Genomic DNA, 25,514 nt, shown 5'->3' with positions numbered 1-25,514 from the left:
ATGGCCCCGTGCTGGAGAACCGCCGCGCGCGGCACGACTACGAGATCCTGGAGACCTACGAGGCGGGGATCGCCCTCAAGGGCACGGAGGTGAAGTCCTTGAGGGCGGGGAAGGTGGACTTCACGGGAAGCTTCGCCAAGTTTGAGAACGGGGAGCTTTACCTGGAAAACCTTTATATCGCTCCCTACGAGAAGGGCTCCTACACCAACGTAGACCCCCGCCGCAAGCGCAAACTCCTCCTCCACCGCCACGAGCTCAACAGGCTCCGCGGCAAGGTGGAGCAAAAGGGCCTCACCCTGGTGCCTCTGAAGATTTACTTCAACGAGCGGGGGTACGCCAAGGTCCTCCTGGGCCTCGCCCGGGGGAAGAAGGCCTACCAGAAGAAGGAAGACGACAAGAAGCAGGCCCTGAAGAGGGCCCTGGAGGAGCTATGAGGCTTTGGCCCCTCCTTCCCTTCCTGGCCCTCGCCCTGGCCCAAGCCCCCAAGCCCCTGAAGGCGGGAGCCCTGGTGGGCCAAGCCCTCTACCCCGGGGGCCTGGGGGTGGCCTACGGGGAGGCCCGGCTTCTGGCCCAGGGGCTTGGCCTGGCCCTGTGGCAAGGGGAAGGCCAGGTGGCCCTGGGCCTGGGAAGCCGGTTCAAAAGCTTCACCATCCTGACCCAGGAAAGGGAAGCGGCGCGGAAGGGGGCCGCCTGGAAGCGGGAGGATGGGGTCTACATCCCCCTGAGGCCCCTGGCGGAGGCCCTGGGGCTCCGGTACCGGGCCCAGGCGGGGGTGGCCCTGAGCCTGCCCTGGGCCAGGCTCCTGGGGGTGGAGCGGACCCCGGGGCGCCTTCTCCTCCGCTTCTCCCGGGAGGTGAACGCCCTATGGCGCGGGAACGGGGTGCTCTTCCTCCTGGCCCAGGGGGCGGGGCCTGGCCTAGAACAGGAGGCCTTGGGGCTTTTCCTGCCCTTAGACACCCCCCCCGACCGCCTCTACTACCCCGGGGGCGGCCAGGTGGCCCTGGAGTGGGGGGCCTTGCCTAAACCCGCCCCCCAGGTCCTCCTGGACCCCGGGCACGGGGGGGCGGACCCGGGCCTGGCGGTGGGGGGGCTGCGGGAAAAGGACCTCACCCTGGACCTCGCCCGGCGGGTGGCGGCCCGCCTGCCGGGAAGCCGCCTGACCCGGGCCAAGGACGAGACCCTGCCCCTGGAGGCCCGCCTCCTCCAGGCGCAGACCGCCTCGGTGGTGGTCTCCTTCCACGTGACCCAGGGAAGCGCCCTCAACCTCTACCTGCCCAAGGCCCGCTCCGCCCCCCTGGCCCAGAACGCCGAGGCCCTCCTCAAAACCGCCCCCAAGGAGCAGGCCACCCTCCTCAAGGTCTACGCCGGGGACCCCCGTCTCCTGGCGGAGGCCCTGGCCCGCGCCTTCTCCGCCTTGGGCCTGGTGGTGGCCCAGGCCGAAGGTCCCTACGCCCTCACCGACGTTCCCGGGGCGGCGGTGGTCCTGGAGGTGGGGGTGGAGAGGCTCAAGACCCCCGAAGACCGCGAGGCCCTGGCCCAGGCCGTGGCCCAGGGCATCCGGCAGTATCTGGAGGCCCCATGAAGCGCTTCCTGACCCTCTGGAACCTCCTAGGGCTTGCGGTCTTCCTCCTGGGAGGCCTCCTCTACTGGCAGGCCAAGGGAAGCCCCCCGGCCCCCATCCTGCCCCTGCCCGCGGAGGAACCGCAGGCCTCCTCCCTGGCCCTGGTCCTCTACCGCCCCAACCCCCCCCAGGGCTTCCTCAAGGAGACCCTGACCATGGAGCTAGGCCCCGGGGAAACCCCGGAGGCCAAGGCCCTGCAGGCCTGGGCGGAGGCCCTCAAAGCCCCCCGCCCCAGGGCCCTCTTCCGCACGGGGGAAGCCCTGGTGGTGGACCTGCCCCAGGACTTCGCCCAGGGGCTGGACGCCTCCTCGGAGGTCTACCGCCTCTACAGCCTGGTTTACACCCTCCTCGCCACCTTTTCCGGGGCCAAGGAGGTGCGGTTTCTGGTGGAGGGAAAGCCGAGCCCCGGCCTGGCCCACCTGGACCTGAGCCAGCCCTACACCTTGCCATGAAGGAAACCTGGCGTCTGGACCGCCTCATCCTCCAGGGGTTCAAGTCCTTCGCCGAGCGCACGGTCCTGGACTTTCCTGACCCCATCACCGGCATCCTCGGGCCCAACGGCTCGGGGAAGAGCAACCTGGTGGAGGCCCTGCGCTTCGCCACGGGGGCCCGGGCCCAGGAGCTTAGGGGCCAGGAGCTTAGGGCCTTCCTCTTCCACGGGGGGGAGGGCAGGCCCCCGGCCGGCTTCGCCGAGGTGCGCCTGGAGCTTTCCCGGGGGAGGGAGCGCCTGGTGGTGGAGCGGCGCATCGAAGGGGAGCGGAGCCTCTTCCGGGTGAACGGCCGCCCTTTAAGCGCCAAGGCCCTGGCCCTGCACCTTTCGGGCACCGGGCTCGGCCGGGGAGGGTACGCCATCGTGGGCCAGGGGGAGGTGGGGGCCCTCCTCGAGGCGCCTGAGGAAGTCCTCCTAGGCCACCTGGAGGAGGCCTCCGGCCTTCGCCCCGTGGCCGAGGCCGCCCGCACCGCCTTGGAGCGCCTGGAAGAGGCCACGGCCCTCCTGGAGGCCAAGGAGAGGGACCTCGCCGGGCTAAGGGAGCGGGCCCTGGCCCTAAAGGAGGAGGCCCTGAAGGCCCGGAGGGCGCGGGAGCTCGCCGGGCTTATCCTGGGCCTAAAGCGAAGCCTCCTCCTCGCCCGCAAGGAGGAAGCGGAAAAGGAGATGGCCTCGGCCGAGGAGCGCCTCTTGGCCTTGGCCCGGGAGGAGGCGGCGCTCCTGGAAAGGAGGCGGGCCCTCGAGGCCCGGCGGGAAGCCCTGGCCCAGGAGGAGGAAGCCCTGCGCGGGCGCCTGGAAGAGGTCCGCCTCGGCCTCAAGGAGAGGGAGGCCCTGAGGGCCGAGGCCGGGGAACTCCAGCGGGTCCTAAAGGCCCTGGACCGCCCCCCGCCCGAGGACCCCGGCCCCCCGCCGCCCCCACCCCCCTTGGACCCGGAGGAGGCGGAAAGGCGCCTCCTGGCCCTGAAGGAGGCCGAGGCCCGGCTCCTGGCGCAAAGGCGCCGCCTGGAGGAGGCCTGGCGCCGCTACGAGCTGGAGCTGGCCCGCCACCAGGAGCGCCTTCTCGCCCACCAAAAGGCCCTGGAGGAGCGGGCGCGGCTGGAAGGGGAGTTCAAGGAACAGGAAGAGGCCCTAAAAAGGCTGGAGGAGGCCGGGGAAAGGCGCCGGGGCCTGGAGGCAAGGCTCCGGGAAGTCCAGGCCCAGGCCCTGGCCCTGGAGCGGGAGCGCTCCCGGATAGAGGGGCTCCTCGCCGCCGGGGCCGACCTCCAGGAAGGCCCCAGGCGGGCCCGGGGCCTCCCCGGGGTCCTGGGGGTGGTGGCGGACCTGGTGCGGCCCGAAGGGGGACTGGAGCTCGCCCTGGAGGTGGCCTTAGGCCCCCGGCTCCAGTGGGTCCTGACCGAGGACGAGAAGGCGGCCCAGAGGGCCATCGCCCACCTCAAGGCCCAGGGGGGGCGGGCCACCTTCCTGCCCCTCACCCTCCTGGACCCCCCTCCCCCGCCCCGGCCCCGGCCCATGGAGGGGCTTCTGGGCCCCGCCTACCGCCTGGCCCGCCTCCGCCTCCCAGGCCTCCCCCAGGAGGCCGTCCTGCGGGTCCTCCTGGGGGACACCCTGGTCTTCCAGAGCCTGGAGGCGGCCCTGGCCTACCGCAAGGCGGGGGGGCGGGAGCGGCTGGTGACCCTGGAGGGGGAGGTCCTGGAGCGCACCGGGGCCCTCACCGGGGGGAGGGTGAAGGGAGGGGGGGAGGCCCTGCGCCTCCGGGGCCGCCTGGAGGAGCTTTACGAGGAGCTCGGACGCCTTAAGGAGGAGGCCAAGGCCCTGGAGGAGGCCCTGAAGCCCCTACCCCAGGCCCAGGCCCTGGAGGAGGCCCGGGCCCAGGTGAAGGCCCTAAGGGCCCGCCTCCAGGCCCCCCTCCCCAAGCCCCCCGAGCCCCCCTCGCCCCCCAAGGCGCCCCCGGAGGAGGGGGGGCTTGACGGGCTCCTTAGGGAGAAAAAGGCCCTGGAGGAGGCCCAGGCCTTGGCCAGGGCCTGGGAGCGCTGGCGCCTCCTAGAGGAGGCCCGTAAGGCCTGGACCGAGGCCCAGGAGGAGGCGGGGAGGGTGAGGGCCCGCCTGGCCGAGCTGGAAGCCCGCCTAAAGGCCTCCGCCCCCCTGGAGGAGGAGGCCAAGGCCCTGGAGGCCCGCTGGGAGGCCCTGCGCCGGGAAAGGCGCCAGGCCGAGGAGGGCCTGGCCCAGGCCCTCGCCCGCTGGAACGCCCTCCTTGCCGAGCGGGAAGCCCTGCGCCTCACCCTGGCCCGGCGGGAAGCCCTCCTGGAGGAGCTTTCCCGGGAGCTCGCCCAGCTTCCCCCAGGCGAGCGCCACCCGGGAAGCCCCCGGGCCCTCCAGGCGAGGCTCGCCCAGGCCGAGAGGGAGGCCAAGGCCCTGGGCCCGGTGAACGCCCTGGCCGAAGGGGAGCTGGCCGCCCTGGAACCCCTCCTAGAGGCCAAGGAGAAGGAGGTCAAGGAGGCCACGGAGGCCCTCCTCCGCCTCGAGGCCGAGGTCAAGGCGGTGGAAAGGGAGTATGCCGAGCGCCTCAAGGAGAGCTTCCACCGCTTCCAAGAGGCCTTCCGGAACCACGCCGAGCTCCTCCTCGGGGCCCGGGCCGAGGCCCGGCGGGAGGGCCGGGGGCTCAGGCTTCTCCTCGTGCCCCGGGGCAAGCGCACCCAGGACCTGCGCCTCCTCTCCCTGGGGGAGAAGACCCTGGGGGCTTTGGCCTTCCTCTTCGCCCTGGGGGAGCTGCAAGGGGGGCTTCCCCTGGCCGTGCTGGACGAGGTGGACGCCGCCCTGGACGAGGCCAACCTCCACCGCTTCGCCCGCTTCCTGGCCTCGGGCCGCCAGTTCCTCCTCGTCACCCACCAGAAGCGCACCATGGAGGCCTGCCACGCCCTCTACGGGGTCACCAGCGAGGGCGGGGTGAGCCGGGTGTACGCCATCCGCAAGGAGGTGGCCCATGACCTTTGAGGAGTACCAGCAGGAGGCCCAGAAGACCGCCCTGTACCCCGAGGCCTACCGCCTGGTCTACCCCGCCTTGGGCCTGGCGGGGGAGGCGGGGGAGCTGGCCAACAAGGTGAAGAAGGTCCTGCGGGACCACGGGGGGCACCTCACCGAAGAGGCCCGGGAGGCCCTCCTCGCCGAGCTCGGGGACGTGCTCTGGTACGTGGCCCAGGTGGCCACGGACCTGGGGGCGAGCCTCGAGGCCATCGCCCAGGCCAACCTGGCCAAGCTCCGCTCCCGCAAGGAACGGGGAACGCTGGGAGGCGCCGGGGACAACCGATAGTGCGAACCGGTTGCGTTAGATACCCCCAGAAGGTATAATGCCCCGCGCTGGCCCGGCCAGCGAAAGGAGGCCGTCTATGGAAGCAACCACCCTACCCCGGCTGAACGAACCCGCCCCCGACTTCGTGGCCAAGACCACCCTGGGGGAGCTGAGGCTTTCCGACCTGAGGGGCAAGTGGGTGGTCCTCTTCAGCCACCCCGCGGACTTCACCCCCGTATGCTCCACGGAGTTCCTGGCCTTCGCCCAAAGGCAGAAGGAGTTTGAGGCCCTAGGGGTCCAGCTGGTGGGCCTTTCCATTGACTCCATCCACGCCCACCTGGCCTGGGTCAAGGACCTGGAGGAGATGTCGGGCATCCCCATCACCTTCCCCGTCATCGCCGACCTGGACATGAAGGTCTCCAGGCTCTACGGCATGATCCACCCCGCCGCCAGCGAAACCGCGGCGGTGCGGGCGGTCTTCATCATTGACCCAGAGGGCATCTTGCGGGGCATGCTCTACTACCCCCTGACCACGGGCCGCAACATCGACGAGATCCTCCGCTTCCTCCAGGCCCTCCAGTTCACCGACCGCACCGGCCTCAACACCCCCGCGGACTGGCGGCCCGGGGAGCCGGGCATCGTCAAGCCCCCCGCCACCCTGCCCGAGCTGAAGGCCGACGAGGCCAAGAAGGGTGAGTACACCGAGTACCGCCGCTGGTACCTGCGCCTCAAGAAGGCCGAGTGACCCCGGCGAAAGGCCAAGGCCCCCGGGCTTTCCCGGAGGCCTTCCCTTACCTGGGGGAGGCCTAATCAAAGAAGTCAAAGAGCTCCAGAAAGCCCTTTTTCTTCTTGTAGGGCTTCCCCTCCTTGCGGTGGTAGGCCTCCCGCTCCTCCTCGTAAAGGCGCTCCACCTCCCGCGCCTCGGCCAAAAGCTTCTCCAGCTCCCCCCTATCCAGCCACACCCCCCCACACTGGGGGCAGACGTTTATCAGGACCCCGCGCCGCTCCACCTCCCGCATGCCCACCCCGCAGTTGGGACAGAGGAGCAGGGGCATCTACTCCTCCCTCCGGCCGAAGAGGCCCAGGAGGCTGGCGTAGTAGAGGATGGTGGCCAGGGAGCTGGCCAAGGCCGCCACGTAGGTGAGGGCCGCCCAGGTGAGGACCCGCCGGGCCGGGCCCATCTCCTCCCGCCCCAAAAATCCCATGCGCCTCAGGAACTCCAGGGCCCTCTTGGAGGCGTCAAACTCCACGGGCAGGGTGATGAGCTGGAAGAGGGCCACCGCCAGGTACAGGTAAAGGCCTAGCTTGGCCAGGCCCAGGGCCCCGAGGAAGAGGCCCGCAAGCACCAGGATGGGCCCCAGGTTGCTCCCCAGGCTCGCCGCCGGCCAGAGGCTGGCCCGCACCCTAAGCCAGGCGTAGCCCTGGGCGTCCTGCACCGCGTGCCCCACCTCGTGGGCGGCCACGGCCAAGGCGGCCAGGCTCGGGGAGGCGTAGTTGGGCTCGGAAAGCCGCACGGCCTTGGCGTGGGGGTCGTAGTGGTCGGTGAGGGCCCCGGGCACGGGCTCCACCCGCACGTGGCTTAGCCCGTGGGCGTCCAGGATGGCCCGGGCCACCTGGGCCCCGGTGAGGCCGCGGCTGTTGGCCACCCGGCTGAAGCGGGCGAAGGTGGCCTGCAACCCACCTTGGATGATCAGGCTGGCCACGAACACCAGCCCCATGAGCACGAACGCCAGCATGTCCATTCTCTCCCTCCTTCCTGGGGAGTAGCAAAAGCCTCGAGGCCACCCTTCCAGGTGGTCTCGCCACGCGCCCCAAGGCGCCCCAGCCGACCGGGGAAGCCTCCCGTACTGACGACCGGCTGGCCCCGCTTTCGGGGCGGCTACTCCCCAGGGCCCTTTATACCAGAACCCCCCCTCCCGGCACAAGGACCCCGGCAAATGTGAGGCCGCTTCCTTGCTGTTTTTACGCTCAGGGGTATGTTGAGGGCGGAGGTGGCCTATGGCGTACGCCCATCCCGAGGTCCTGGTGAGCACCGAATGGGTCCAGTCCCACCTGGATGACCCCCAGGTGCGGGTTCTGGAGGTGGACGAGGACATCCTCCTCTACGAGACCGGGCACGTCCCCGGAGCCCAGAAGATCGACTGGCAGCGGGACTTCTGGGACCCGGTGGTGCGGGACTTCATCGACGAGGCGGGCTTCGCCAAGCTGATGGAAAGGCTCGGCATCTCCAACGACACCACCGTGGTCCTCTACGGGGACAAGAACAACTGGTGGGCGGCCTACGCCTTCTGGTTCTTCAAGTACAACGGCCACAAGGACGTGCGCCTCATGAACGGGGGGCGGCAGAAGTGGGTGGAGGAGGGCCGTCCCCTCACCACCGAGGTGCCCTCCTACCCCCCCGGCCGTTACCAGGTGCCCTACCGCGACGAGTCCATCCGCGCCTACCGGGACGACGTCCTGGAGCACATCCTGAAGGTCAAGGAGGGTAAGGGGGCCCTGGTGGACGTGCGCAGTCCCGAGGAGTACCGGGGGGAACTCACCCACATGCCCAACTACCCCCAGGAAGGGGCGCTCCGGGCCGGCCACATCCCCGGGGCCAGGAACATCCCCTGGGCCAAGGCGGTGAACCCCGACGGCACCTTCAAGAGCCCGGAGGAGCTGAAGGCCCTCTACGAGCCCCTGGGGGTCACCCAGGACAAGGAGGTGGTGGTCTACTGCCGCATCGCCGAGCGCTCCAGCCACTCCTGGTTCGTCCTCAAGTACCTCCTGGGCTACCCCCGGGTGAAGAACTACGACGGCTCCTGGACGGAGTGGGGCAACCTGGTGGGGGTGCCCATCGCCAAGGGGGAGGAGTAGCGGCGCCCTCAGGTCTTCTTCAGGGCCTCCTGGGCCAGGCGGCGGCCCGTGGGGGTGTCGGCCAGGCCCCCTAGGCCCGTTTCCTTGAGCTCCAGGGGAAGGAGGCGGCCGATCCCCGCCATGGCCAGGACCACCTCGTCGGGGGGGATGACGCTCCTTATCCCCGAAAGGGCCATGGAGGCAGCGCTCACGGCGTGGACGGCGTAGAAGCCGTTGCGCATGACGCAGGGCACCTCCACGAAGCCCCCCACGGGGTCGCAGACCAGGCCCAGGGTGTTCTGCAGGGCCAGGGCGGCGGCGTGGGCCGAGGCCTCGGGGCTTCCTCCCAGAAGCTCGGTGACGGCGGCCGCGGCCATGGCGGCGCTTGAGCCGATCTCCGCCTGGCAGCCGCCGCTGGCCCCGGCGATGTGGATCACCCGGCTGATCATCTTGGCCACCCCAGCGGCCAGGACCAAGGGCATGAGAAGGCGCTCCTCGGGGATCCCCAGGTGGTCCGCCACCCCTAGGAGGGCCCCAGGCAGGGTGCCGGCGCTTCCCGCCGTGGGGGCGGCCACGATGCGGCCCATGCGGGCGTTCTCCTCGTTCACCGCCATGGCGTAGGCCTGGACCCGCTTGAGGAGGGGGTCTTGCAGGGGGTCAGGAGCCTCCCAGAGGGTCTTGGCGTTCTTCCCCACCAGGCCCGCCACGCTGGGGGCATCGGAGGCCAGGCCCCGCCGGACGGCGTCCCGCATCACCGCAAGCCGCTCGGCCATCTTGGAAAGGATCACCTCGGGCGGGGTTCCCGTCTCCTCCACCTCCTCCCGGAGGACGTGCTCCGAGGCCAACCCCGTGAGCTGGGCTAGGGCGTTCAGGGTCAGGGGCATGCCCTGAGTATAGCCCCTGGAGTAGCCTGGGAGGGATGCGGCTTCTCATTGCCGACGACCACCCCCTCTTCCGCCTGGGCCTGCGGGCGGGCCTCGAGGCCGAAGGCCTCACGGTGGTGGCCGAGGCGGCCACCGGGGAAGAGGCCCTGGAAAAGGCCCTCTCCCTAAGGCCGGAGGCCGTCCTCCTGGACCTGCGCATGCCGGGACTGGACGGGCTCTCCTGCACCAGGAAGCTCCGGGAGGCGGGGTATGGGGGCGTCATCGCCCTCCTCACCACCTACCAGGAGCCAGCCCTCCTCCGGGAGGCCTTTAGGGCCGGGGCCGACGCCTACTTCTCCAAGGAGCTCTCCGCCCCCGAGCTGAAGAGGCGCCTCCTAAGGGCGCTCGCCGGGGAGGAGCGCCTCACCCCCCCGGACCTCCCCCGCCTCACCCCCCGGGAGGAAGCGGTGCTCAGGCTCTTGGCCCAGGGGCTTTCCGGCAAGGAGATGGCGAGAGCCCTCGGCCTCTCCCCGGACACGGTGAAGGACTACCTGGAAAGCCTCTACGGGAAGCTGGGGGCCCGCAACCGCATAGAGGCCCTGGAACGGGCCCGCGCCCTGGGGTTTTTGTAAAACCACCCCGCCCCGGGCCGGGGGGCGAAGGGCTTATACCACCCCATGCTGGCCCAAGCCAGCATGGGGGCCCCGTACTACTCCTGGGCGGCCTCCTTGGCCTCCTTGGCCTTCTCCATGTCCTGCCCGGTGCGCTTGCGGTCCACCCGGAGCTTGCGACGGATCTCCCTCTCGGAAAGCTCGCGGATGTAGTAGAGCTTGGCCCGGCGGGCCCGGCCCCGCTGGACGATCTCCACCTTCTCAATGAGGGGGGAGTTCATGGGGAAGATGCGCTCCACCCCCACCCCGTAGCTCACCTTGCGCACGGTGAAGCTGGAGTTGTACCCGTTGCGCCTGACCTTGATGACGATGCCCTCAAAGTTCTGGATGCGGCTCCGGTTGCCTTCCTTCACCCGGTAGGCCACCCGCACGGTGTCCCCCGGGCGGAACTCGGGCAGGTCGGTGCGGGCGTAGCGGGATTCCACCACCTTCAAAAGCGCTCCTCGGTTCATGGCGTGCCTCCTCCCCAGAGGAACCCTTAAGGGTTCATGGGCAACAGCCTTAAGTTTAGCCTTCCCGGTCCAGTTCCGCAAGCCAGGCCGCCTCCAGGGCCCCGATCCGGGCCTCGGAGAGGAGGTCTGGCCTCAGGGCCAGGGTGCGCTTCAGGGCCTCCCTCCGGCGGAAGCGGAGCACCTCCTGGTGGTTCCCGGAGAGGAGGACCTCGGGCACCTTAAGCCCCCGGAACTCGGGAGGGCGGGTGTAGTGGGGAAAGTCCAGAAGCCCTCGCACGAAGGAGTCCTCCCGGTGGCTCTCGGGGTCGCCGATGACCCCGGGGACGAGGCGGGCGGTGGCCTCCAAAACCGCCAGGGCCGCCACCTCCCCCCCCATGAGCACGTAGTCGCCCAGGGAAAGCACGCGGGTGGCGAAGGCCTCCACCCGGGCGTCAAACCCCTCGTAGCGGCCGCAGAGGAGAACCAGGTGCCCCTTCTGCGCCAGGTCCTCCGCCACCTTCTGGGTAAAAGGCTCCCCCGCCGGGGAGAGGAGGATCAACTCGTCCGCCGGGCCCACGGCCTCCAGGGCGGCCACGGCCACGTCGGCCCGGATCACCATCCCCGCCCCCCCGCCATAGGGGGTGTCGTCCACCGCCCGGTGCCGCCCCAGGCCATAGGCCCGGAGGTCCACCACCTCCACCTCCAAGAGGCCCCGCTCCCGGGCCTTGGCGATGAGGGACTCCTCCAGCCAGGGCCGGACCAGGGCGGGGAAGAGGGTGAGGAGGGTGTAGCGCATCAGTCAAAGAGGCCGGGGATGGGCTCCACGTGGATGGCGCCTTCCTCCACCCGCACGTAGGGGGCCTGGAGGGGCACCAGGCGCTCGGCCCGGTGGCGGAGCCTCTCCCCTATCCCCCGGATCACCAGGACGTCCTGGGCCCCGGCGTCCAGGATGTCCACCACCTCCCCCACCTTCTGCCCCCCCACGTAGACGGGAAGGCCCATGAGGGCGAAGTAGTAGTACCGCCCCTCCTCCAAGGGGGGAAGGTCCTCCACCGCGGCGTAGACCCTGAGGCCCACCAAGGCCTCGGCCAGCTCCCGGCTTCCCACCCCGGCCAGGTGGACCACCAGGTCCTCCCCCACCCGGTAGAGGTCCTCCACCGCCCTGAAGCCGTGGCCTTCCACGTAGACCCGCTCCAGGTGGAGGAGAACCGGCTCCCCCCGGAACTTGAGCCCGCCCTTTAGGGCAAAAGGGGCCCCGAAGCGGCCGATCTCCACCAAGCGCATACCCCCATTTTAGGGCCTCAGCGCACCTCCACCCCCACCTTGCGCTTGGCGTAGGCCCGCACCAGGGTGCGGATGGCCTCAATCACCCGCCCCTGCTTGCCGATGAGGCGGCCCTTGTCCTCCGGGGCCACCTCCACCACGTAAAGGGGCCCTTCCCGGCCCCGCCTCTCCTGGACCCGCACCGCCTCGGGGTGGTCCACCACGCTTTTGGCCAGGTACTCCACCAGGTCCTTCATCCCCTCATGCTAACCGAAAGCCCGAGCGTTGACGCCCCGCCCTCCACCCCCTACCCTGGAAGGTAATGAAACGGGTCCTCTCCGGCATCCAACCCTCGGGGGAAATCCACATCGGCAACTACCTGGGGGCCATCAAGCAGTGGGTGGAGATCGGGGAAAGGCTGGGGCGGGAGGCCTTCTTCTGCATCGTGGACTACCACGCCCTCACCAACCCCCTGGCCTACGACCCCTCTACCCTCGCCCAGCGCACCTTTGAGGCGGCCCTGGTGAACATGGCCGCGGGGCTTGACCCCGAGCGGGTCACCCTCTTCGTCCAGTCCCACGTCCCCGAGCACACGGAACTGGCCTGGGTCTTCACCACCCTCACCCCCTTAGGGGACCTCACCCGCATGACCCAGTTCAAGGACAAGGCCAGCAAGCAGGAGACCGTGTGGTCTGGCCTCCTCCTGTACCCGGTGCTCCAGGCGGCGGACATCCTCATCTACAAGGCGGACACCGTCCCCGTGGGGGAGGACCAGGTGCAGCACATTGAGCTCACCCGGGAGATCGCCCGCCGCTTCAACCACCTCTTCGGGGAAACCTTCCCTGAGCCGGAGGCCCTCCTCAACCCCGAGGCCCCCAGGGTGCCGGGGATTGACGGCAGGGCCAAGATGAGCAAGTCCCTGGGAAACACCATCGGGCTTCTGGAGCCCGAGGAGAGCATCTGGCAGAAGATCCAGCACCTCCCCGACGACCCCCAGAGGATCCGGCTTTCCGACCCCGGGGACCCCGACCGGACCATCGTCTTCACCTACCTCTCCTACTTCGCCCCCAAGGAGCTGGTGGAGGCCCTGAGGGAGGAGTACCGGAAGGCGGGGATGGGCACCCTGGTGGTGAAGCGGGTCCTCTTTGAGCACCTCATGCGCACCCTGAGGCCCATAAGGGAGCGGGCCATGGCCCTAAAGAGGGACCCCGACTACGTGATGGACGCCCTTCTGGAGGGGGCCAGGCGGGCCAGGGAGGTGGCCAGGGCCACCATGGAGGAAGTGCGGGAGAAGGTGGGCCTCCTCCTGCCCACCAAGCGCCCGGTCCTGCGGTGATCCACCTAAGCTTCCCCGGCTTCACGGGCTCCCTCGAGGCCCTGCGGGAGGCCCTCAGGCGGGGCCGCCTCTCCCCCAGGGAGGTCCCGGTCCTCCTGGTGGTGGACCAGGCCCTGGCCCAGGTCCCCGAGGACCTGAGGGCGAGGAGCGAGCTCCTTCCCCCCTTGGCCGAGCTCCTCCTCCTCAAGCTCGCCCCGGAGAAGGCCCTCACCCCCAAGGAGGAGGGGGAGGAGGCCCCCCTGGTCCGGGCCCTCCTGGACCTCTCCGAGACCGTGGCCTTCCTCGAGGCCCGCCTTCAGCGCCGGGCCCGCCTCCTCCCCGTGCCCCCGCCCCCCCTGCCCCGGCCCGCCCCCCGCCTCCCCCCTAAGGCCCTCCTCCAGGCGGCCCGCTCCTTCCGGAGGGCGGTGCTCCACCTGCCCAGGGAGGGTTTCGGCCTAAGGGAGGCCTGGGAAAGGCTAAAGGCCCTCCTGAAGGGGCGGGCGGTCTTCCAGAACCTCCCCTTGGCCACCTGGGCCGAGCGGGCGGTGGCCTTCGCCGCCCTTCTGGAGGCCCACCGTCTGGGCCGGGTGCGCCTTTCCCAGGAGGCCCCCTTCGCCCCCCTTTACGTGGAGGCCTTGGGCGAACTCCAGGACCTTGACGAGGGCAAGGGTGTGGCCTAGAATGACCCTTGCGTCTGCCGGGGTGGCGGAATTGGTAGACGCGCACGATTCAGGGTCGTGTGTCCGCGAGGACGTGCGGGTTCAAGTCCCGCCCCCGGCACCAAAGGGCCCCGCGAAGGCGGGGCCTTTGCCACTTGCTTCTTGGGCCCCAAGGCCGCAAACTGGGCGTAACGCCCGCCCCGGGCGGGAAGGCAGAGCATGAAGGCCTACCTCGGCCTCTACACCGCCAGACTGGAGACCCCGGCCAGGAGCCTCAAGGAAAAGCGGGCCCTCATCAAGCCGGCCTTGGAAAGGCTCAAGGCCCGCTTCCCCGTCTCCGCCGCCAGGCTCTACGGCCTGGACGCCTGGGGTTACGAGGTGGTGGGCTTTAGCCTCCTGGGCAACGACCCCGCCTGGGTGGAGGCCACCCTGAGGGAGGCCGCCCGCTTCCTGGCGCAGAACGGGAGCTTCCGCGTGGCCCTGGAGGAGTACCGCCTCGAGGCCTTTGAACTGGATGGCCTCCTCTAGATCCGCTCCACCGCCACCGCCACCGACCCCCCGGTCCCGTGGCAGATGGCGGCGAGGCCCCTTTCCTCCCCCTTCGCCCGGAGGGCGTTGAGAAGCGTGACCAGAATCCGCGCCCCGCTGGCCCCGATGGGGTGGCCCAGGGCCACCGCCCCCCCGAAGACGTTGAGCCTCTCGTAGGGCACCCCCAGGAGGCGGTGGAAGAGGACGTTGTTGAGGGCGAAGGCCTCGTTGTTCTCAAAGAGGCCGAAGTCGGAGACCCGCATGCCGAGCCGGTCCAGAAGCTTCTTGGCCGCGGGGATGGGGGCCTCGGGGAAGCGCCAGGGCTCCCCGGCGGCCCAGGCCCCGCCCAATACCTTGGCGAGGGGCCTAAGCCCGTGGGCCTTCACCGCCTCCTCGGAGGCGAGGAGAAGCGCCGCCGCCCCGTCGGAGATCTGGCTACTGTTCCCGGCGGTGAGGACCCCGTCTTTGCGGAAGGCGGGCTTCAGGGCGGCCAGGGACTCCGGGGTGGTCTCGGGCCGGATGCCCTCGTCCCGGTCCACCCGCACCGGGCCCTTCTTGCCGGGGACCTCGAGGGGAGCGATCTCCCAGGCGAACTGCCCCCCTTCCGTAGCCTCCCAGGCCCGCCTGTGGGAGAGGTAGGCGGCCTCGTCTATCTCCTCCCGGCCCACCCCCTGGTCCTGGGCTAGGCGCTCCGCCTGCTCCCCCATGGCCTCACCGGTGAAGGGGTCGGAAAGTCCGTCCCGGAGGAGGATGTCCTGGAGGCCCTCCGGCGCCCCCAGGAGGAACTTGTACCCCCACCGCGCCCGGTGGGAGAGGTAGAAGCCCGCCTGGCTCATGGACTCCATCCCCCCGGCCAGGACCAGGTGGGCCTCCCCCGTGCGCAGGAACTGCGCCGCGTTCAAGACCGCCATCATCCCCGAGGCGCAGACCATGTCCACCTGGTACCCGTCCACTTCCTTGGGGATGCCCGCCCTTAGGGCGGCCTGCCTGGGGAGAAGCTGCCCGTGCCCGGCCCGTAGGACGTTCCCGAAGACGTAGAGGTCCAGGTCCTTCCCCTCCACCCCGGCCCGCTCCAAGGCCGCCCGCATGGCGTGGGCCCCCAGCTCCACCGGGCTTACGTCCTTAAGCGCCCCCCCGAACTTGCCGATGGGGGTCCTTACCGCCGAAACGATGTAGACCTCGCGCATGGGACCATCATACCCCGTGGTCAAAGGCCCCCGGGGTGAGGAAGGCCCCCGGATAAACTCCGTAAGAGATGGCCAAGCACGGCGTTACCCTCCTGGAGCTCCTCCTGGTCCTGGGCGTCCTGGGGGCGCTTCTCGCCCTCGGCCTTTCCTTTTTCTCCCCCAGCCGGCTGGCCCTGGACCAGGCGGCCCGGTCTTTGGCGGCCCAGGTGAACCGGGCGAGGCTCGAGGCTATCCGGCAAAACGCCTTCGTGGGCCTGCACGTCTTCACCGAGGGCGCCGGGGGCTACCTTCTCTTCGTGGACCGTAGCGCCAACCGCAGCTATGACCCCGGGGAGGAGTTCACCGCGGTCCGCTTCGGCCAGGGCGACTGGGCCCGGGTGCGCCTGGACCCGGAGAGGAGCAGCCTCGGCAACCTCCCCCTCCTCTTTGACCCCCGGGGTGTGCCCGCCAAGCCCATCACCGCTACCCTCGCCCTGAGGGCAGGGGAGGCGGTACGGAAGGTGGTCGTCAGCCAGCAGGGCCGGGCGCGGGTGGAGTGATGCCAGCAAAAGGCGGCACGGAGGTCCCTTGTGCGGGAAAAGGGTATGATGGCCCCCACGAACCCACGGGAAAGGACGAGCCTGCCATGAGAAAGGGTCTTACCCTCGTGGAAGTCCTCATCGCCTTAGCCGTCTTGGGCATAGCCTTCGGCGCTCTCCTCATGAGCCAGGTCTCCAACCTCAGGGCGAACGCCCAAGCCCGCTTCGCCACCGACGCCAAAGCCGCCGCCGTCCAGGTCCTGGAAAGGCTCTCGGCGGAAATTCTTAAGAGCGAGGTTGTCCCGGTCTCAAGCCCCTACAAGGATGCGCCCCTGGACCCGAACAACCCTTCCGGAAACTGGCGGAGCTTTTACTTTGTGGACTACTACTTCTCCTGCCCCACCCGGGTGGCCCCTTCCCCTAAGCAGAGGGAAGGGTTAGCAACCAACCTTCGCCCCGGCCTCACCTGCTCGGGCACGGAGACGGTCGGGGGTATCCCCGTGGCCTGGAGCATCCGCGGGGAAAGCGGCATCCTGGGCGAGGGCGTGGTGACCGTGGTGGTCACAGCCACCCATCTGCGGGGGCCCAAGGTCACCATGGGCCGCCGGGCCACCTGCTACGACGTTTACCCCTCCCCCACCCAGGACCAGCCCGCCCCTTGCCCTCCCCCGGGAGGTGGTCGCCCATGAAGCGCGGCTTCACCCTGGTGGAGGTCTTGGTGGCCATGGCCATCCTGGTGGTGGTCCTGGCCGTGGGCGTGCGCTACTTTGCGAGTACGAGCGAGCTCGCCCGGAACACCCAAGCGAGGAATGAGCTCCAGGACCGGGTGCGCATGGCGATGCAGGTGGTGACCGCCGACCTGCAGATGGCGGGGGCCCGCTACTGGAATAGCGGCAGCCAGAACCGGGCCTTCAGCCTGCCTCTTCCCCCGCTTTCTGGCACCGACGGAGGCCCCAAGGACACCCTCACCCTCTACTACGTCACGAGCCTCCGGGACCCGGCCTCCGCCTGCCGCCGGGTGGACTACAGCTTTGACGGGGACACCCTGCGCCGGAGCGACGTGAACGCCACGCCCACCTCCGGGAGCGACTGTACCACCCCTTCTCCGGGTCCTCAGCCCTTGGCCGAAGGGGTTTTGGCTCTAGACATCCAGTACCAGTGCAGCAACGGCCTCACCCGCGACACGCCGGACTGCGGCCCGGACGCCTACCCCCGCTCGGCCAAGCTCACGGTGGCGGGCTACTCCCTGACCCCGGTGACCAACCCGGGCCCCGCTTCCCTCACCACCGTCACCGGGAAAACCCTCGCCTGCCCTCCGGGCCGGGCCTGCTACGCCCTCACCCAGGAAGTGCTCATGCCTAACCTCAAACCCCTGCCCACCCCCTAGGAGGTGACCTGTGAACGCGAAAGGTATTGCCCTTGTAGCCACCCTGGCCCTCATGGTGGTCATCGCCCTCCTCGTCTTCGGCACCTTCTTCACCACCCAGATAGAGCTCTGGACCACCCGCAACGACACCACCTCGGTCCAGGCCTTCTACGCCGCCGAGGCGGGGTTGCAGAAGTACAAGGCCGCCCTCTTCCAGCAGTACGTCTGGCGGGAGCAGAGGGGGACGGGCGGAGGTAGCGGCTGCTTCACCTCCCTGGTAACGGGGCTAGACCTGTACCGGAATGGAACCGTTGTGCCCTTCGTCAACAACCAGCTGGTCCTGGCGCAAAACGAGGTGGTCACCGACGCCAACGGCAACCCCGTGGGGCGGTACAAGGTGACCCTTTACAAGGACGCCAACGATGGCCAGCTCTATACCCTGGTCTCCGAAGGCACCTCGGGCGGGGCCAAGGCCCGGGTCCAGGCCACCTTCCGCATCAGCAACACGGGCTACCTGGAGCAGGCCATCTTCGCCGGAACGGGCCAGGCCAACAAGTGGCTGAACGGCGGGGCCACCATCCGGGGCGGGGTCTACGTGGTGGGAAGCCCTAACAACCCGGACCAGTACGTCATAGAGGGCAACGGCAACTTCGCCCTCTACAACTGGTACGACCTAAGCACCTACCCTTGGGTCACTAACCGGGTGGAATCCAGCTACCAGCGAGCCCAGGACCTCTGCGCAAGCCTCCGGGTGCAGTACGGCAAGATTTCCGTGGGAGGGAGCACCCAGATCGGCGAGCCCAGCAACAAGGTGAAGGGGGTCTTCGTGGGCCGGGGCGCCCAGGACATTACCGGCCAGAACGTGGACGTATGCCAGAACAATAAGGGGGTTTGCACCGAGGCCGTGGGGGGCTTTGACCTCTCCAACCCACCCCCCTTCCCCGCCCTGGACGCCAAGCTGGAATCCGACGCCTGCGGTGCCTACCCCACCTGGCGGGCCTGCCTCCAGGACAAGACCACCCTAAGGATTCAGCGCCTGGGGAATGTGGTGTCCGTGGCGAGCCCGCCCCTGGTTACCCTACAACCCTCCTGCCTCCAGGCCATGCAGTCCGGCACCCTGACCCTAGCCACCCAAAGCGTGGACTGCACCTTCACCCGTCTGGACGGAAGCTGGGGAGGGTTCAGGTACACCTACCAGAGCGGGCGAGGGCTCTTGGAAGTCTTCGGCGATGTGGTGCTGGAGGGAATCAGCGTGGTCCTGAACCGGCCCACGGACTACAGGGCCCAGTCGGGGAGCGCCAGAAGCGCCACCCTTGCGGTGCTGAAGCTTGGCGGCAAGGGCGGCAACCTGGACCTAAACGGCAACCTCCTCCCCGACGCCAACTTTGGCCCCTTCCCCAACCATGCCCTGGGCCTCGTGGCCGAAGGGGACATCTACCAGCGCGGCCAGTACGTGATGGCTCCCGTGTACGCCGGGGACACCTTCCGGGTGGTGAAGGACAACGTCCTCTTCGGCTCCGTCATTAGCAACCAGTTCTGCACCACCAGCGCCGGGAACCAGACGAGCTGCAACGCCGGCCAGAAGGCCGAGGTGGTCTACATCCGCATCCCCAAGGAAAACCGCCCCGTGCTCCTGCCAAGCCTCCGGGGGGGAAAGCCCGTCTTCCAGGTGCTCTCCTATGAGCGCCGCTAGCTTTCACACCGTTTTCACACCCCTCCCCCATCCTGAGGATGACCCCCCAAAAGGGGGGTTGACAAGGAGGAGGGGTGGGCGGGAGAATAGCCCCAGAAAGGAGGTGAGAAGAGGGTAAGAAGGCTGAGAGAAGGCAGGGCCAGGTAAGAGGCAGGCAAGTCGGCTTCAGGCACTCATGGCCGCGCAATCCATGAAGGCGCGGGAACCCCAAGGAGAGAAGAAGTATGCGGAACGCGAAAGGCTTCACCCTGATTGAGCTCCTGATCGTCATCGTCATCATCGCCATCCTCGCGGCTGTACTCATCCCCAACCTTCTCAACGCTCGGAAGCGGGCCAACGATACCGCCGCCGTGGCTTACACGCGCAATGTAGCTACCGAGATTGAGGCCACTCGGGACCCTGCCACGGGGCAAGTTACCGCCACGGCATGCCCTGACACGGTTACCAAGCCTGCCGTGGTTCAAAACTGCACGGTGGCCGCCACAGACAACAATAACAACTTTACGGTCGAGGTCACCTACTCTGGTGGCTCAAAAACCAAGGTAAAGTACGATAGCTCTACAGGGCAAATGACCTTCCAGTAACAACATCTGTGAGGACCTGAGCAGGTTGGGGGGTCGGGTAAACCTGCCCCCCGCCTCTCCTTTGAGGAGTGGCGCTATGCGCTCGGGATTTACCTTAGTAGAACTCCTTGTTGTGCTGGTCATTCTGGTTCTTCTTGTGATTCTGTCCTACTTCCCCACCGCTACTGCCCGCAAAAAGGCCAATCTTATTGCCGGGCAAAGTTACGTCCGAAACGTGGTCCTTGCCCTGGAGGCTCAGCGGGACCCCGCCACAGGAGCCCTCCCCGCTTACCCCACCGATTGCCTGGACGGCTTTGGGCAACGCCCTAAAGCCGTGACGGAGTGCACCATCACTTACCCCCACCCTCTCCACTACATCATAGAGGCCTCTTTAGAAGGGGCTTCGCTGACAAAAGTCATTTACAATAGCGAGGAAGGAACGCTTACAAGCCTTCCCTAGCGGCCAAGGCGGTGCGGCTCCTCACCCTGGGGTAACCTCCCCAGGACCGGAAGGAGAGGCGCCGTCATTCTCCACCCCACGCCCCCGGCCTGTGCTAACTTGAGGGCAATGACCACGGAGGAGCGCATCTACAAGCTGGAGGGGATCGTGGAGGGGGTCATGGCCACCCTCCCGGGCCAGGTCACCTCCCTGGAGGGGCGGGTGGACCTCCTCCGCCAGGAGGTCAAGGCGGAGGTCGGGACCCTGCGCCGGGAGGTGGAGGAAAAGTTCAACGGCCTCCGCCAGGAAGTCAAGGCAGAGATCCAAAGCCTGCGGCAGGAGATGGCGGGCCTCCGTCAGGAAATGGCGAGCTTCCGCCAAGAGATGGAGGAAAAGCTCGTTGGCCTGCGGCAGGAAGTGAAGGCGGAAATCCAGAGCCTGCGGCAGGAAGTGAAGGCGGAGATCGGAGGCCTGCGCCGCGAGATGGAGGAAAAGTTCAACGGCCTGCGGCAGGAAGTGAAGGCGGAGATCGGAGGCCTGCGCCGCGAGATGGAGGAAAAGTTCAACGGCCTGCGGCAGGAAGTGAAGGCGGAAATCCAGAGCCTGCGGCAGGAAGTGAAGGCGGAGACCACCGAGCTGCGCGGGGAAATCCAAAGCCTACGGCAGGAGATGGCGGGCCTCCGCCAGGAGGTGAAGGCGGAGATCAACACCGCCTTCAACAAGCTCATGCTCTACTTCACCGCCCTGGCGGCGGCCCTCGCCGTCCTCACCTTCCTCCGCTGAGCCCCTGGGCGGTGCGGGGCAGGACTCCGCCCACCCTTTGGCGGTAAACTCTAGCCATGGGCGCGGCCAAGGCGGTGCGGCCCCTCACCCTGGAGGAGTACCTGGCCCTGGAGCGGGAGGCCCCGGTGAAGCACGAGCTGGTGGAGGGCTTCCCCCACGCCGTGGCCGGGGCGGGCGACCGGCACAACCCTTCGGCTACTACCGGGGGGGGAGAGGGCTGGGCGTACCGGGAGGCGGAGGAGGGCCATCCAGCCCCACTGTGCCTAGAAAGCTACCTGGACCTCTCCGAGGCCTATTACGGGTTCTAGCGCCCTAGGCGGGGTTAAAATACAGGCGATATGGCAGTAAAGCAAGAGATTCTGGCCCTGCTGGAACAAATGCCCGAACCGCTCCAAAAAGAGGTGGCGGACTTCGCTCGCTTTCTCCTGGAAAAGAAGCGGGGCGAAGAGCTGGCCTGGCAGACCTTCAGCTTGGCCCAGGCGATATGGGGCCTCCCGGAGGAGGACTACACCGAGGAAGACCTAAAGGAGCGCTGGTGAGCCCCGGAACCCTCGCCCTCCTCCGCTTCCCCCACACCGACCTTTCACCCGGAAAGCTACGGCCCGTCCTTCTTCTCGCTTCCACTCCCGGTCAATACGAAGACTGGCTCGTAGCCATGGTATCCAGCCAACTGGATCAGGCTATTGCCGGGCTGGATGAAGTCATTCTGGAAACAGACCCCGATTTTGCCGAAACGGGCCTCAAGCGCAGTAGCGTAGTACGAATCGGCCGTCTCGCTGTAGTGGACAAAGGCCTGCTCCTTGGAAGCCTGGGGAAGTTGAGCCCCGAACGCTTCGGCCGCCTTCGGGCGCGGCTATGCCGATGGGTGTGCGGGAGCGCCTAAACCTCCACCCCCTCGTAAATGGCTTCCAGGCTCAGCCCCGCCCCTAAGCAGGGCACCTCCACCTCCCCTTCCCCCTCCCACAGGCGGTAGAGCCAGCTCCCCCCCTGGCGGAAGTAGCCCTCCACCCGCCTCTCCCGGGAGTCCACCAGGAGGTAGCCCTGGAGGCTTGGGAGTTCCCGGTAGCGCCAGAGCTTCTCCCTGCGGTCTATGGCCTCGGTGCCATCGGAAAGCACCTCTATCACCAGGCAGGGGCGCTCCTTGTAGAAGGGGTGGGGGTCTTCCGCGCGCACCACCATGAGGTCGGGGTAGTAAAAGGTGCGGGAGGAGACCTTGAGCTTCATGTCCGAAAGGAAGAGCCTGCACCCCTTGGCCCGGGCGTGAGGACGGAGACCGTAAAAGAGGTTGCCCACGATGAGGTTATGGGCCTCCGTGGCCCCCGCCATGGCGTAGGGCACGCCCTCCAGAAGCTCGTGGCGCACCGGGGACTTCTCCTCCAGGGCCAAGTAGGCCTCGGCGTCCAGAAGCTCCAAGACCTTCGCCGCCTCGCCCATAGGGCCATTCTAGTCCACGCTGAAGTAGCGGGCCTCGGGGTGGTGCACCACGAGGGCGCTGGTGGCGTGCTCGGGGTCCAGCTGGAAGCTCTCCGTGAGGCGCACCCCCACCCGGTGGAAGCCCATGAGCCGGTCCAGCTTGGCCTGGTCGGCGAGGTCCGGGCAGGCGGGGTAGCCGAAGGAGTAGCGGGCCCCCTGGTAGCCCTGCTGGAGGAGCTTGCGGAGGTCGGTGGCGTCCTCGTGGGCGATCCCCCACATCTGCCGCATCCTCTTGTGCCAGTACTCCGCCAGGGCCTCGGTCATCTCCACGCTGAAGCCGTGGAGGAAGAGGTAGTCCTGGTAGGCCCCGGCCTCAAAGAGGGCCTTGGCCTTTCGGGAAGGGGCCTCCCCCATGGTAACCAGCTGGACCCCAAGGACGTCCCGCGCCCCCCTCCGGAAGGCCTCGGGAGGCATCCAGGCCTCCTCGTCCCCCAGGGCTTCGGCGAAGCGGGGGCGGAAGTAGTCCACGAGGCTCAGCCCCCCGCCCTTCTGCCGGGGGAAGCGGAAGCGCTCCAGCACCGCCCCCGTCTCCGGGGAGAAGACGAGAAGCTCCTCCCCCTCCCGGGCCGCGGGGAAGAAGCCGTAGAGGACCCTGGGCGTAAGCCACCCCTCCTCCCGGGCCTCCTTGAGAAGCCTCTGGAAGACAGGCTCCGCCTCCCGCTCCACCAGGGCCTGCCAGGCCTCCCGGGAAAGGCCTTTCCGGCTGTACCCCCACTGGCCCCGGTAGAGGGCGAGCTTGTTCACGTAGTGGGCGATGGTGGCCAGGTCCAGGCCCTCCTCCACCCGCACCCCGAAGAAGGGGGGCCTGGGGACGGCGGGGGCCTCCCCCACGGGCCGGGGACGGGCCGCCACCTGGGGGGCTTCCCTCTTTGGCTTCTTGGCCGCTTTGCGGGTGAGCTCGGGAGGGGCGTGGCCCGTGAGCTCCTCCATGAGCCTCAGGCCCTCAAAGGCGTCCTCGGCGTAGTAGACGTTGGGGTAGATGGCCCGTAGTTCCTCCACGTAGGCCCGGGTGAGGGCGGCCCCGCCCAGGATGACGGGGAGGGTGTACCCCCTTTCCCGCATGTACTCCAGGTTCTCCTTCATCACCTGGGTGCTCTTCACCAGGAGGCCCGACATGCCCACGGCGTGGGGCCTGTGCTCCTCCACGGCCTTGAGGATCTCCTCCACGGGCACCTTGATGCCCAGGTTCACCACCTGGTAGCCGTTGTTGGTGAGGATGATGTCCACCAGGTTCTTGCCGATGTCGTGCACGTCCCCCTTCACGGTGGCCAGGACCATCTTCCCCTTCCCCTCGCCCCTCCTCTCCATGTGGGGCTCCAGGAAGGCCACGGCCCGCTTCATCACCTCGGCGGCCTGGAGGACGAAGGGAAGCTGCATCCTCCCCGCCCCGAAGAGCTCCCCCACCTCCTTCATCCCCGCGAGGAGGGGCCCGTTGATGAGGTCCAGGGGCCTGTGGCCCTCCCTTAGGGCTTCCTCCAGGTCGGCCTCGAGGCCCGGCTTCCTCCCCTCCACGATGCGCCTCCTGAGCCTCTCCAGCAGGGGAAGGGCCTGGAAGGCGTCCTCCTTCCTCTGCGGGTCCTCCTGGTGGGCCTCAAAGTAGGCCATGAAGGCGAGGAGGGGGTCGTACCCCTCCTGGCGGCGGTCGTAGATGAGGTCCAAGGCCAGGGCGTGGGCCTCCTCGGGGATCTGGTTTATGGGGAGGATCTTCCCCGCGTCCACGATGGCCGCGGTGAGGCCCCGCTTCCTGGCCTCGTCCAGGAAGACGGAGTTGAGGACGCGCCGCGCCCGGGGCTTCAGCCCGAAGGAGACGTTGGAAACCCCGAGGATAAACCCCACCCCGGGAAGCCTCTCCCTTAGCTCCTCCATGGCGAGAAGGGTCTCCTTGGCCAGGGGGCGGCTTTCCTCGTCCCCTTGGGTGATGGGGAAGGTGAGGAGGTCAAAGAGGAGGTCCTGGGGACGGAAGCCGTGGTGCTCCGTGAGGCGCCCGTACATCCTCAGGGCCACCCGGACCTTCTCCTCCCGGGTCTTGGCCATGCCCCCCTCGTCAATGGCCAGGACCACCAGGGCCGCCCCGTGGGCCTTGGCCAGGGAGGCCACCCGGTCAAAGCGGGGGAGGCCGTCCTCCAGGTTGGCGGAGTTCAGGAGGACCCGGCCCGGGAGGTACTTCAGGGCGAGCTCCATGGCCTCCGGGGAGGTGGAGTCCACCATGAGGGGCACGGTGACGGCGGTGGCCAGGCTGGGAAGGAGCCACTTTAGGTCTTCCAGCTCGTCCCGCCCCGTCCAGGCCACGCTGAGGTCCAGGGCGTGGGCCCCCTCCTCCACCTGCTCCCGGGCCAGGGCCAGGATGCCCTCGAGGTCCCTGGCGAAGAGCAACTCCCGGAAGCGCTTGCTCCCCGTGGCGTTGAGCCTCTCCCCCACCAGGAAGAGGCTCGCCTCCTGCCGCAAGGCCACCGCCTGGTAGAGGGAGGCCACCTGGGGCGGGAAGGCCTCAGGCCTGGGCCTGGCGGGAAGCCCCTTCACCGCCTCCGCCACCTTCCGGATGTGCTCGGGGCCCGTGCCGCAGCACCCCCCCACGGCGTTCACCCCGTACTCCAGGACGAACTTCCGGTGCCAGCGGGCGAGCTCCTCGGGGGTGAGGTCGTAGACCACCCTCCCCCCCTCGTTCCGGGGCAGGCCGGCGTTGGGGAGGCAGGAGACGAAGCGGGTGCTCTGCTCGGCGAAGTAGCGGATCTTGCTGTCCATGAGGTCGGGGCCCGTGGCGCAGTTCATCCCCACCACGTCTATGGGGAGGCTCTCCAGGGCGGCCAGGGCCGCCTGCTCGTCGGTGCCCACCAGCATGGCCCCCGTGGCCTCAAAGGTCACCTGGACCTGGAGGGGCACCTCCCGCCCCACCTCGGCCATGGCCTCCCGCACGGCGAGCACGGCGCAACGCACCTGGAGGATGTCCTGGGCGGTCTCCAAAAGGATGAGGTCCACCCCGCCCCTGAGAAGCCCCCTCGCCGCCTCCTTGTAGGCCCCATAGAGCTCGTCCCAGGAGATCTGGCCCAGGGAGACGAGCTTGGTGCCCGGGCCCAAAGCCCCCGCCACGAAGGCCCCGTAGGGGTCTGCGGCCTCCCGGGCGATCCTCGCCCCCAGGTAGGCCAGCTCCTCCGCCTCCTCCTCCAGGCCGTACTCCGCCAGGACGTGGCGGAGCGCCCCGAAGGTGTTGGTCTCAATGACCTCGGCCCCGGCCTCGAGGTAGCTCTGGTGGACCTCCCGCACCACCTGGGGCCTCGTGCGGTTCAAGACCTCGGGGCAGCCGAAGTAGGCCTCCCCCCCGTAGTCCTCCGGGGTGAGGTCCCGCTTCTGGAGCTCCGTCCCCATGGCCCCGTCAAAGACCAGGGGCCTCTCCAGGAGGGCCCTGAGGTAGGGGAACTTCCGGGCCCGGGCCTCCTTGTTGTAGCCGAGGCGTACCAAGGGCCCATCCCCCCAGCCCGCCCCCCCCAGGTGGTGGCGGCAGCCGGGGCTACAGGTGTGCACCTCCACCATATCCC

General features: G+C 68.7%; 31 protein-coding genes and 1 tRNA gene. 22 read left to right on the top strand and 10 right to left on the bottom strand.

Annotation, left to right across the window (positions count from 1 at the left end; genetic code table 11):
* Positions 1–8: 8 nt before the first annotated feature.
* The 6 genes from smpB (at position 9) to ACZ5RK_RS07605 (ending at position 6,139) form a co-directional block, all read left to right on the top strand.
* Positions 9–434: an SsrA-binding protein SmpB gene (smpB, locus tag ACZ5RK_RS07630; RefSeq protein WP_054647539.1), complete on the top strand. Its 426-nt coding sequence runs from the start codon at positions 9–11 to the stop codon at positions 432–434.
* Positions 431–1,582 (top strand): N-acetylmuramoyl-L-alanine amidase family protein, encoded by a 1,152-nt coding sequence (locus tag ACZ5RK_RS07625; protein WP_464908661.1) that lies wholly within the window; start codon positions 431–433, stop codon positions 1,580–1,582. Before smpB ends, ACZ5RK_RS07625 begins: the two co-directional genes overlap by 4 nt.
* The gene (locus tag ACZ5RK_RS07620; protein WP_464908660.1) at positions 1,579–2,073 is read left to right on the top strand and encodes a GerMN domain-containing protein; all 495 of its coding nucleotides are present in this window, start codon (positions 1,579–1,581) and stop codon (positions 2,071–2,073) included. The genes ACZ5RK_RS07625 and ACZ5RK_RS07620 overlap by 4 nt, the downstream gene beginning before the upstream one ends.
* Positions 2,070–5,099 carry an AAA family ATPase gene (locus ACZ5RK_RS07615; protein ID WP_464908659.1) on the top strand — a complete coding sequence of 1,010 codons (3,030 nt, stop codon included), beginning with the start codon at positions 2,070–2,072 and terminating at the stop codon, positions 5,097–5,099. The genes ACZ5RK_RS07620 and ACZ5RK_RS07615 overlap by 4 nt, the downstream gene beginning before the upstream one ends.
* Positions 5,089–5,415: a nucleoside triphosphate pyrophosphohydrolase family protein gene (locus tag ACZ5RK_RS07610; RefSeq protein WP_054647751.1), complete on the top strand. Its 327-nt coding sequence runs from the start codon at positions 5,089–5,091 to the stop codon at positions 5,413–5,415. The genes ACZ5RK_RS07615 and ACZ5RK_RS07610 overlap by 11 nt, the downstream gene beginning before the upstream one ends.
* Positions 5,416–5,491: 76 nt before the next feature.
* A complete protein-coding gene (locus tag ACZ5RK_RS07605) occupies positions 5,492–6,139 on the top strand; it encodes a peroxiredoxin (protein ID WP_054647750.1) in 648 nt (215 codons plus the stop codon).
* Positions 6,140–6,200: 61 nt separating this feature from the next.
* On the opposite strand, the gene ACZ5RK_RS07600 is transcribed toward ACZ5RK_RS07605, so the two are convergent.
* Positions 6,201–6,449: a TFIIB-type zinc ribbon-containing protein gene (locus tag ACZ5RK_RS07600; RefSeq protein ID WP_464908658.1), complete on the bottom strand. Its 249-nt coding sequence runs from the start codon at positions 6,447–6,449 to the stop codon at positions 6,201–6,203.
* Complete coding sequence (locus ACZ5RK_RS07595; RefSeq protein ID WP_464908657.1) at positions 6,450–7,136, bottom strand: zinc metallopeptidase; 687 nt, start codon at positions 7,134–7,136, stop codon at positions 6,450–6,452.
* Positions 7,137–7,392: 256 nt separating this feature from the next.
* Between ACZ5RK_RS07595 and ACZ5RK_RS07590 the strand changes: the two genes are divergently transcribed.
* On the top strand, positions 7,393–8,250 hold the full coding sequence (locus ACZ5RK_RS07590; RefSeq protein ID WP_464908656.1) for a sulfurtransferase: 858 nt from the start codon (positions 7,393–7,395) through the stop codon (positions 8,248–8,250).
* 8 nt (positions 8,251–8,258) lie between these two features.
* On the opposite strand, the gene sdaAA is transcribed toward ACZ5RK_RS07590, so the two are convergent.
* Positions 8,259–9,113, bottom strand: a complete 855-nt coding sequence (sdaAA, locus tag ACZ5RK_RS07585; RefSeq protein WP_464908655.1) for an L-serine ammonia-lyase, iron-sulfur-dependent, subunit alpha — start codon at positions 9,111–9,113, stop codon at positions 8,259–8,261.
* Positions 9,114–9,148: 35 nt separating this feature from the next.
* Here sdaAA and ACZ5RK_RS07580 point away from each other — a divergent pair, with 35 nt between their 5' ends.
* Positions 9,149–9,724, top strand: a complete 576-nt coding sequence (locus ACZ5RK_RS07580; RefSeq protein ID WP_464908654.1) for a response regulator — start codon at positions 9,149–9,151, stop codon at positions 9,722–9,724.
* A 77-nt stretch (positions 9,725–9,801) separates the two neighbouring features.
* On the opposite strand, the gene rplS is transcribed toward ACZ5RK_RS07580, so the two are convergent.
* Genes rplS through ACZ5RK_RS07560 form a run of 4 tightly spaced genes read right to left on the bottom strand, consistent with a single transcriptional unit; the run spans position 9,802 to position 11,714 of the window.
* On the bottom strand, positions 9,802–10,215 hold the full coding sequence (gene rplS / locus ACZ5RK_RS07575; RefSeq protein WP_054647765.1) for a 50S ribosomal protein L19: 414 nt from the start codon (positions 10,213–10,215) through the stop codon (positions 9,802–9,804).
* Positions 10,216–10,270: 55 nt separating this feature from the next.
* Positions 10,271–10,990: a tRNA (guanosine(37)-N1)-methyltransferase TrmD gene (gene trmD / locus ACZ5RK_RS07570; protein ID WP_464908653.1), complete on the bottom strand. Its 720-nt coding sequence runs from the start codon at positions 10,988–10,990 to the stop codon at positions 10,271–10,273.
* Complete coding sequence (gene rimM, locus ACZ5RK_RS07565; protein WP_464908652.1) at positions 10,990–11,478, bottom strand: ribosome maturation factor RimM; 489 nt, start codon at positions 11,476–11,478, stop codon at positions 10,990–10,992. Before rimM ends, trmD begins: the two co-directional genes overlap by 1 nt.
* A 17-nt stretch (positions 11,479–11,495) precedes the next feature.
* Entirely contained in the window at positions 11,496–11,714 is a 219-nt protein-coding gene (locus tag ACZ5RK_RS07560; RefSeq protein ID WP_054647755.1) for a KH domain-containing protein, read from the bottom strand.
* A 65-nt stretch (positions 11,715–11,779) separates the two neighbouring features.
* Here ACZ5RK_RS07560 and trpS point away from each other — a divergent pair, with 65 nt between their 5' ends.
* From trpS to ACZ5RK_RS07540, 4 genes are all read left to right on the top strand, one after another.
* Complete coding sequence (gene trpS / locus ACZ5RK_RS07555) at positions 11,780–12,793, top strand: tryptophan--tRNA ligase (RefSeq protein WP_464908651.1); 1,014 nt, start codon at positions 11,780–11,782, stop codon at positions 12,791–12,793.
* Positions 12,790–13,452 carry a chromosome segregation protein ScpA gene (locus tag ACZ5RK_RS07550; RefSeq protein ID WP_464908650.1) on the top strand — a complete coding sequence of 221 codons (663 nt, stop codon included), beginning with the start codon at positions 12,790–12,792 and terminating at the stop codon, positions 13,450–13,452. The genes trpS and ACZ5RK_RS07550 overlap by 4 nt, the downstream gene beginning before the upstream one ends.
* 16 nt (positions 13,453–13,468) lie before the next feature.
* A tRNA-Leu gene (locus ACZ5RK_RS07545) sits at positions 13,469–13,555 on the top strand.
* A 95-nt stretch (positions 13,556–13,650) separates the two neighbouring features.
* Positions 13,651–13,959 (top strand): DUF503 domain-containing protein, encoded by a 309-nt coding sequence (locus tag ACZ5RK_RS07540; RefSeq protein WP_054647304.1) that lies wholly within the window; start codon positions 13,651–13,653, stop codon positions 13,957–13,959.
* Here the strand turns inward: ACZ5RK_RS07540 and ACZ5RK_RS07535 are convergent.
* The gene (locus tag ACZ5RK_RS07535; RefSeq protein WP_464908649.1) at positions 13,956–15,146 is read right to left on the bottom strand and encodes a thiolase family protein; all 1,191 of its coding nucleotides are present in this window, start codon (positions 15,144–15,146) and stop codon (positions 13,956–13,958) included. The two genes, ACZ5RK_RS07540 and ACZ5RK_RS07535, sit on opposite strands and share 4 nt — an antisense overlap.
* A gap of 68 nt (positions 15,147–15,214) precedes the next feature.
* Between ACZ5RK_RS07535 and ACZ5RK_RS07530 the strand changes: the two genes are divergently transcribed.
* The 10 genes from ACZ5RK_RS07530 to ACZ5RK_RS07485 all read left to right on the top strand — a co-directional run bounded on the left by ACZ5RK_RS07530 (position 15,215) and on the right by ACZ5RK_RS07485 (position 21,391).
* Entirely contained in the window at positions 15,215–15,685 is a 471-nt protein-coding gene (locus ACZ5RK_RS07530) for a GspH/FimT family protein (RefSeq protein ID WP_054647303.1), read from the top strand.
* Between the two features lie 86 nt (positions 15,686–15,771).
* Complete coding sequence (locus tag ACZ5RK_RS07525; protein ID WP_464908648.1) at positions 15,772–16,353, top strand: type IV pilus modification PilV family protein; 582 nt, start codon at positions 15,772–15,774, stop codon at positions 16,351–16,353.
* Positions 16,350–17,051 carry a PilW family protein gene (locus tag ACZ5RK_RS07520; RefSeq protein ID WP_464908647.1) on the top strand — a complete coding sequence of 234 codons (702 nt, stop codon included), beginning with the start codon at positions 16,350–16,352 and terminating at the stop codon, positions 17,049–17,051. Before ACZ5RK_RS07525 ends, ACZ5RK_RS07520 begins: the two co-directional genes overlap by 4 nt.
* A 10-nt stretch (positions 17,052–17,061) precedes the next feature.
* A complete protein-coding gene (locus ACZ5RK_RS07515) occupies positions 17,062–18,723 on the top strand; it encodes a competence protein ComZ (protein WP_464908646.1) in 1,662 nt (553 codons plus the stop codon).
* Positions 18,724–18,947: 224 nt separating this feature from the next.
* Positions 18,948–19,307, top strand: coding sequence for a prepilin-type N-terminal cleavage/methylation domain-containing protein (locus tag ACZ5RK_RS07510; RefSeq protein ID WP_054647302.1), 360 nt, complete (start codon positions 18,948–18,950; stop codon positions 19,305–19,307).
* 76 nt (positions 19,308–19,383) lie between these two features.
* Complete coding sequence (locus tag ACZ5RK_RS07505; RefSeq protein WP_464908645.1) at positions 19,384–19,746, top strand: prepilin-type N-terminal cleavage/methylation domain-containing protein; 363 nt, start codon at positions 19,384–19,386, stop codon at positions 19,744–19,746.
* Between the two features lie 108 nt (positions 19,747–19,854).
* Complete coding sequence (locus tag ACZ5RK_RS07500; protein WP_464908644.1) at positions 19,855–20,508, top strand: DUF1640 domain-containing protein; 654 nt, start codon at positions 19,855–19,857, stop codon at positions 20,506–20,508.
* A 56-nt stretch (positions 20,509–20,564) separates the two neighbouring features.
* On the top strand, positions 20,565–20,816 hold the full coding sequence (locus tag ACZ5RK_RS07495; RefSeq protein ID WP_054647715.1) for a hypothetical protein: 252 nt from the start codon (positions 20,565–20,567) through the stop codon (positions 20,814–20,816).
* Between the two features lie 30 nt (positions 20,817–20,846).
* A complete protein-coding gene (locus ACZ5RK_RS07490; RefSeq protein ID WP_054647714.1) occupies positions 20,847–21,047 on the top strand; it encodes a DUF2281 domain-containing protein in 201 nt (66 codons plus the stop codon).
* The gene (locus tag ACZ5RK_RS07485) at positions 20,993–21,391 is read left to right on the top strand and encodes a type II toxin-antitoxin system PemK/MazF family toxin (protein WP_464908643.1); all 399 of its coding nucleotides are present in this window, start codon (positions 20,993–20,995) and stop codon (positions 21,389–21,391) included. Before ACZ5RK_RS07490 ends, ACZ5RK_RS07485 begins: the two co-directional genes overlap by 55 nt.
* Here ACZ5RK_RS07485 and ACZ5RK_RS07480 read toward each other — a convergent pair.
* Together ACZ5RK_RS07480 and metH are read right to left on the bottom strand one after the other, a co-directional pair.
* Complete coding sequence (locus ACZ5RK_RS07480) at positions 21,388–21,942, bottom strand: Uma2 family endonuclease (RefSeq protein WP_464908642.1); 555 nt, start codon at positions 21,940–21,942, stop codon at positions 21,388–21,390. The genes ACZ5RK_RS07485 and ACZ5RK_RS07480 overlap by 4 nt on opposite strands.
* A 9-nt stretch (positions 21,943–21,951) precedes the next feature.
* Complete coding sequence (metH, locus tag ACZ5RK_RS07475) at positions 21,952–25,509, bottom strand: methionine synthase (protein ID WP_464908641.1); 3,558 nt, start codon at positions 25,507–25,509, stop codon at positions 21,952–21,954.
* Positions 25,510–25,514: the final 5 nt, after the last annotated feature.

This window comes from Thermus kawarayensis JCM 12314 (assembly GCF_055393575.1).
This window is presented reverse-complemented; position numbering and strand designations above follow the sequence as displayed.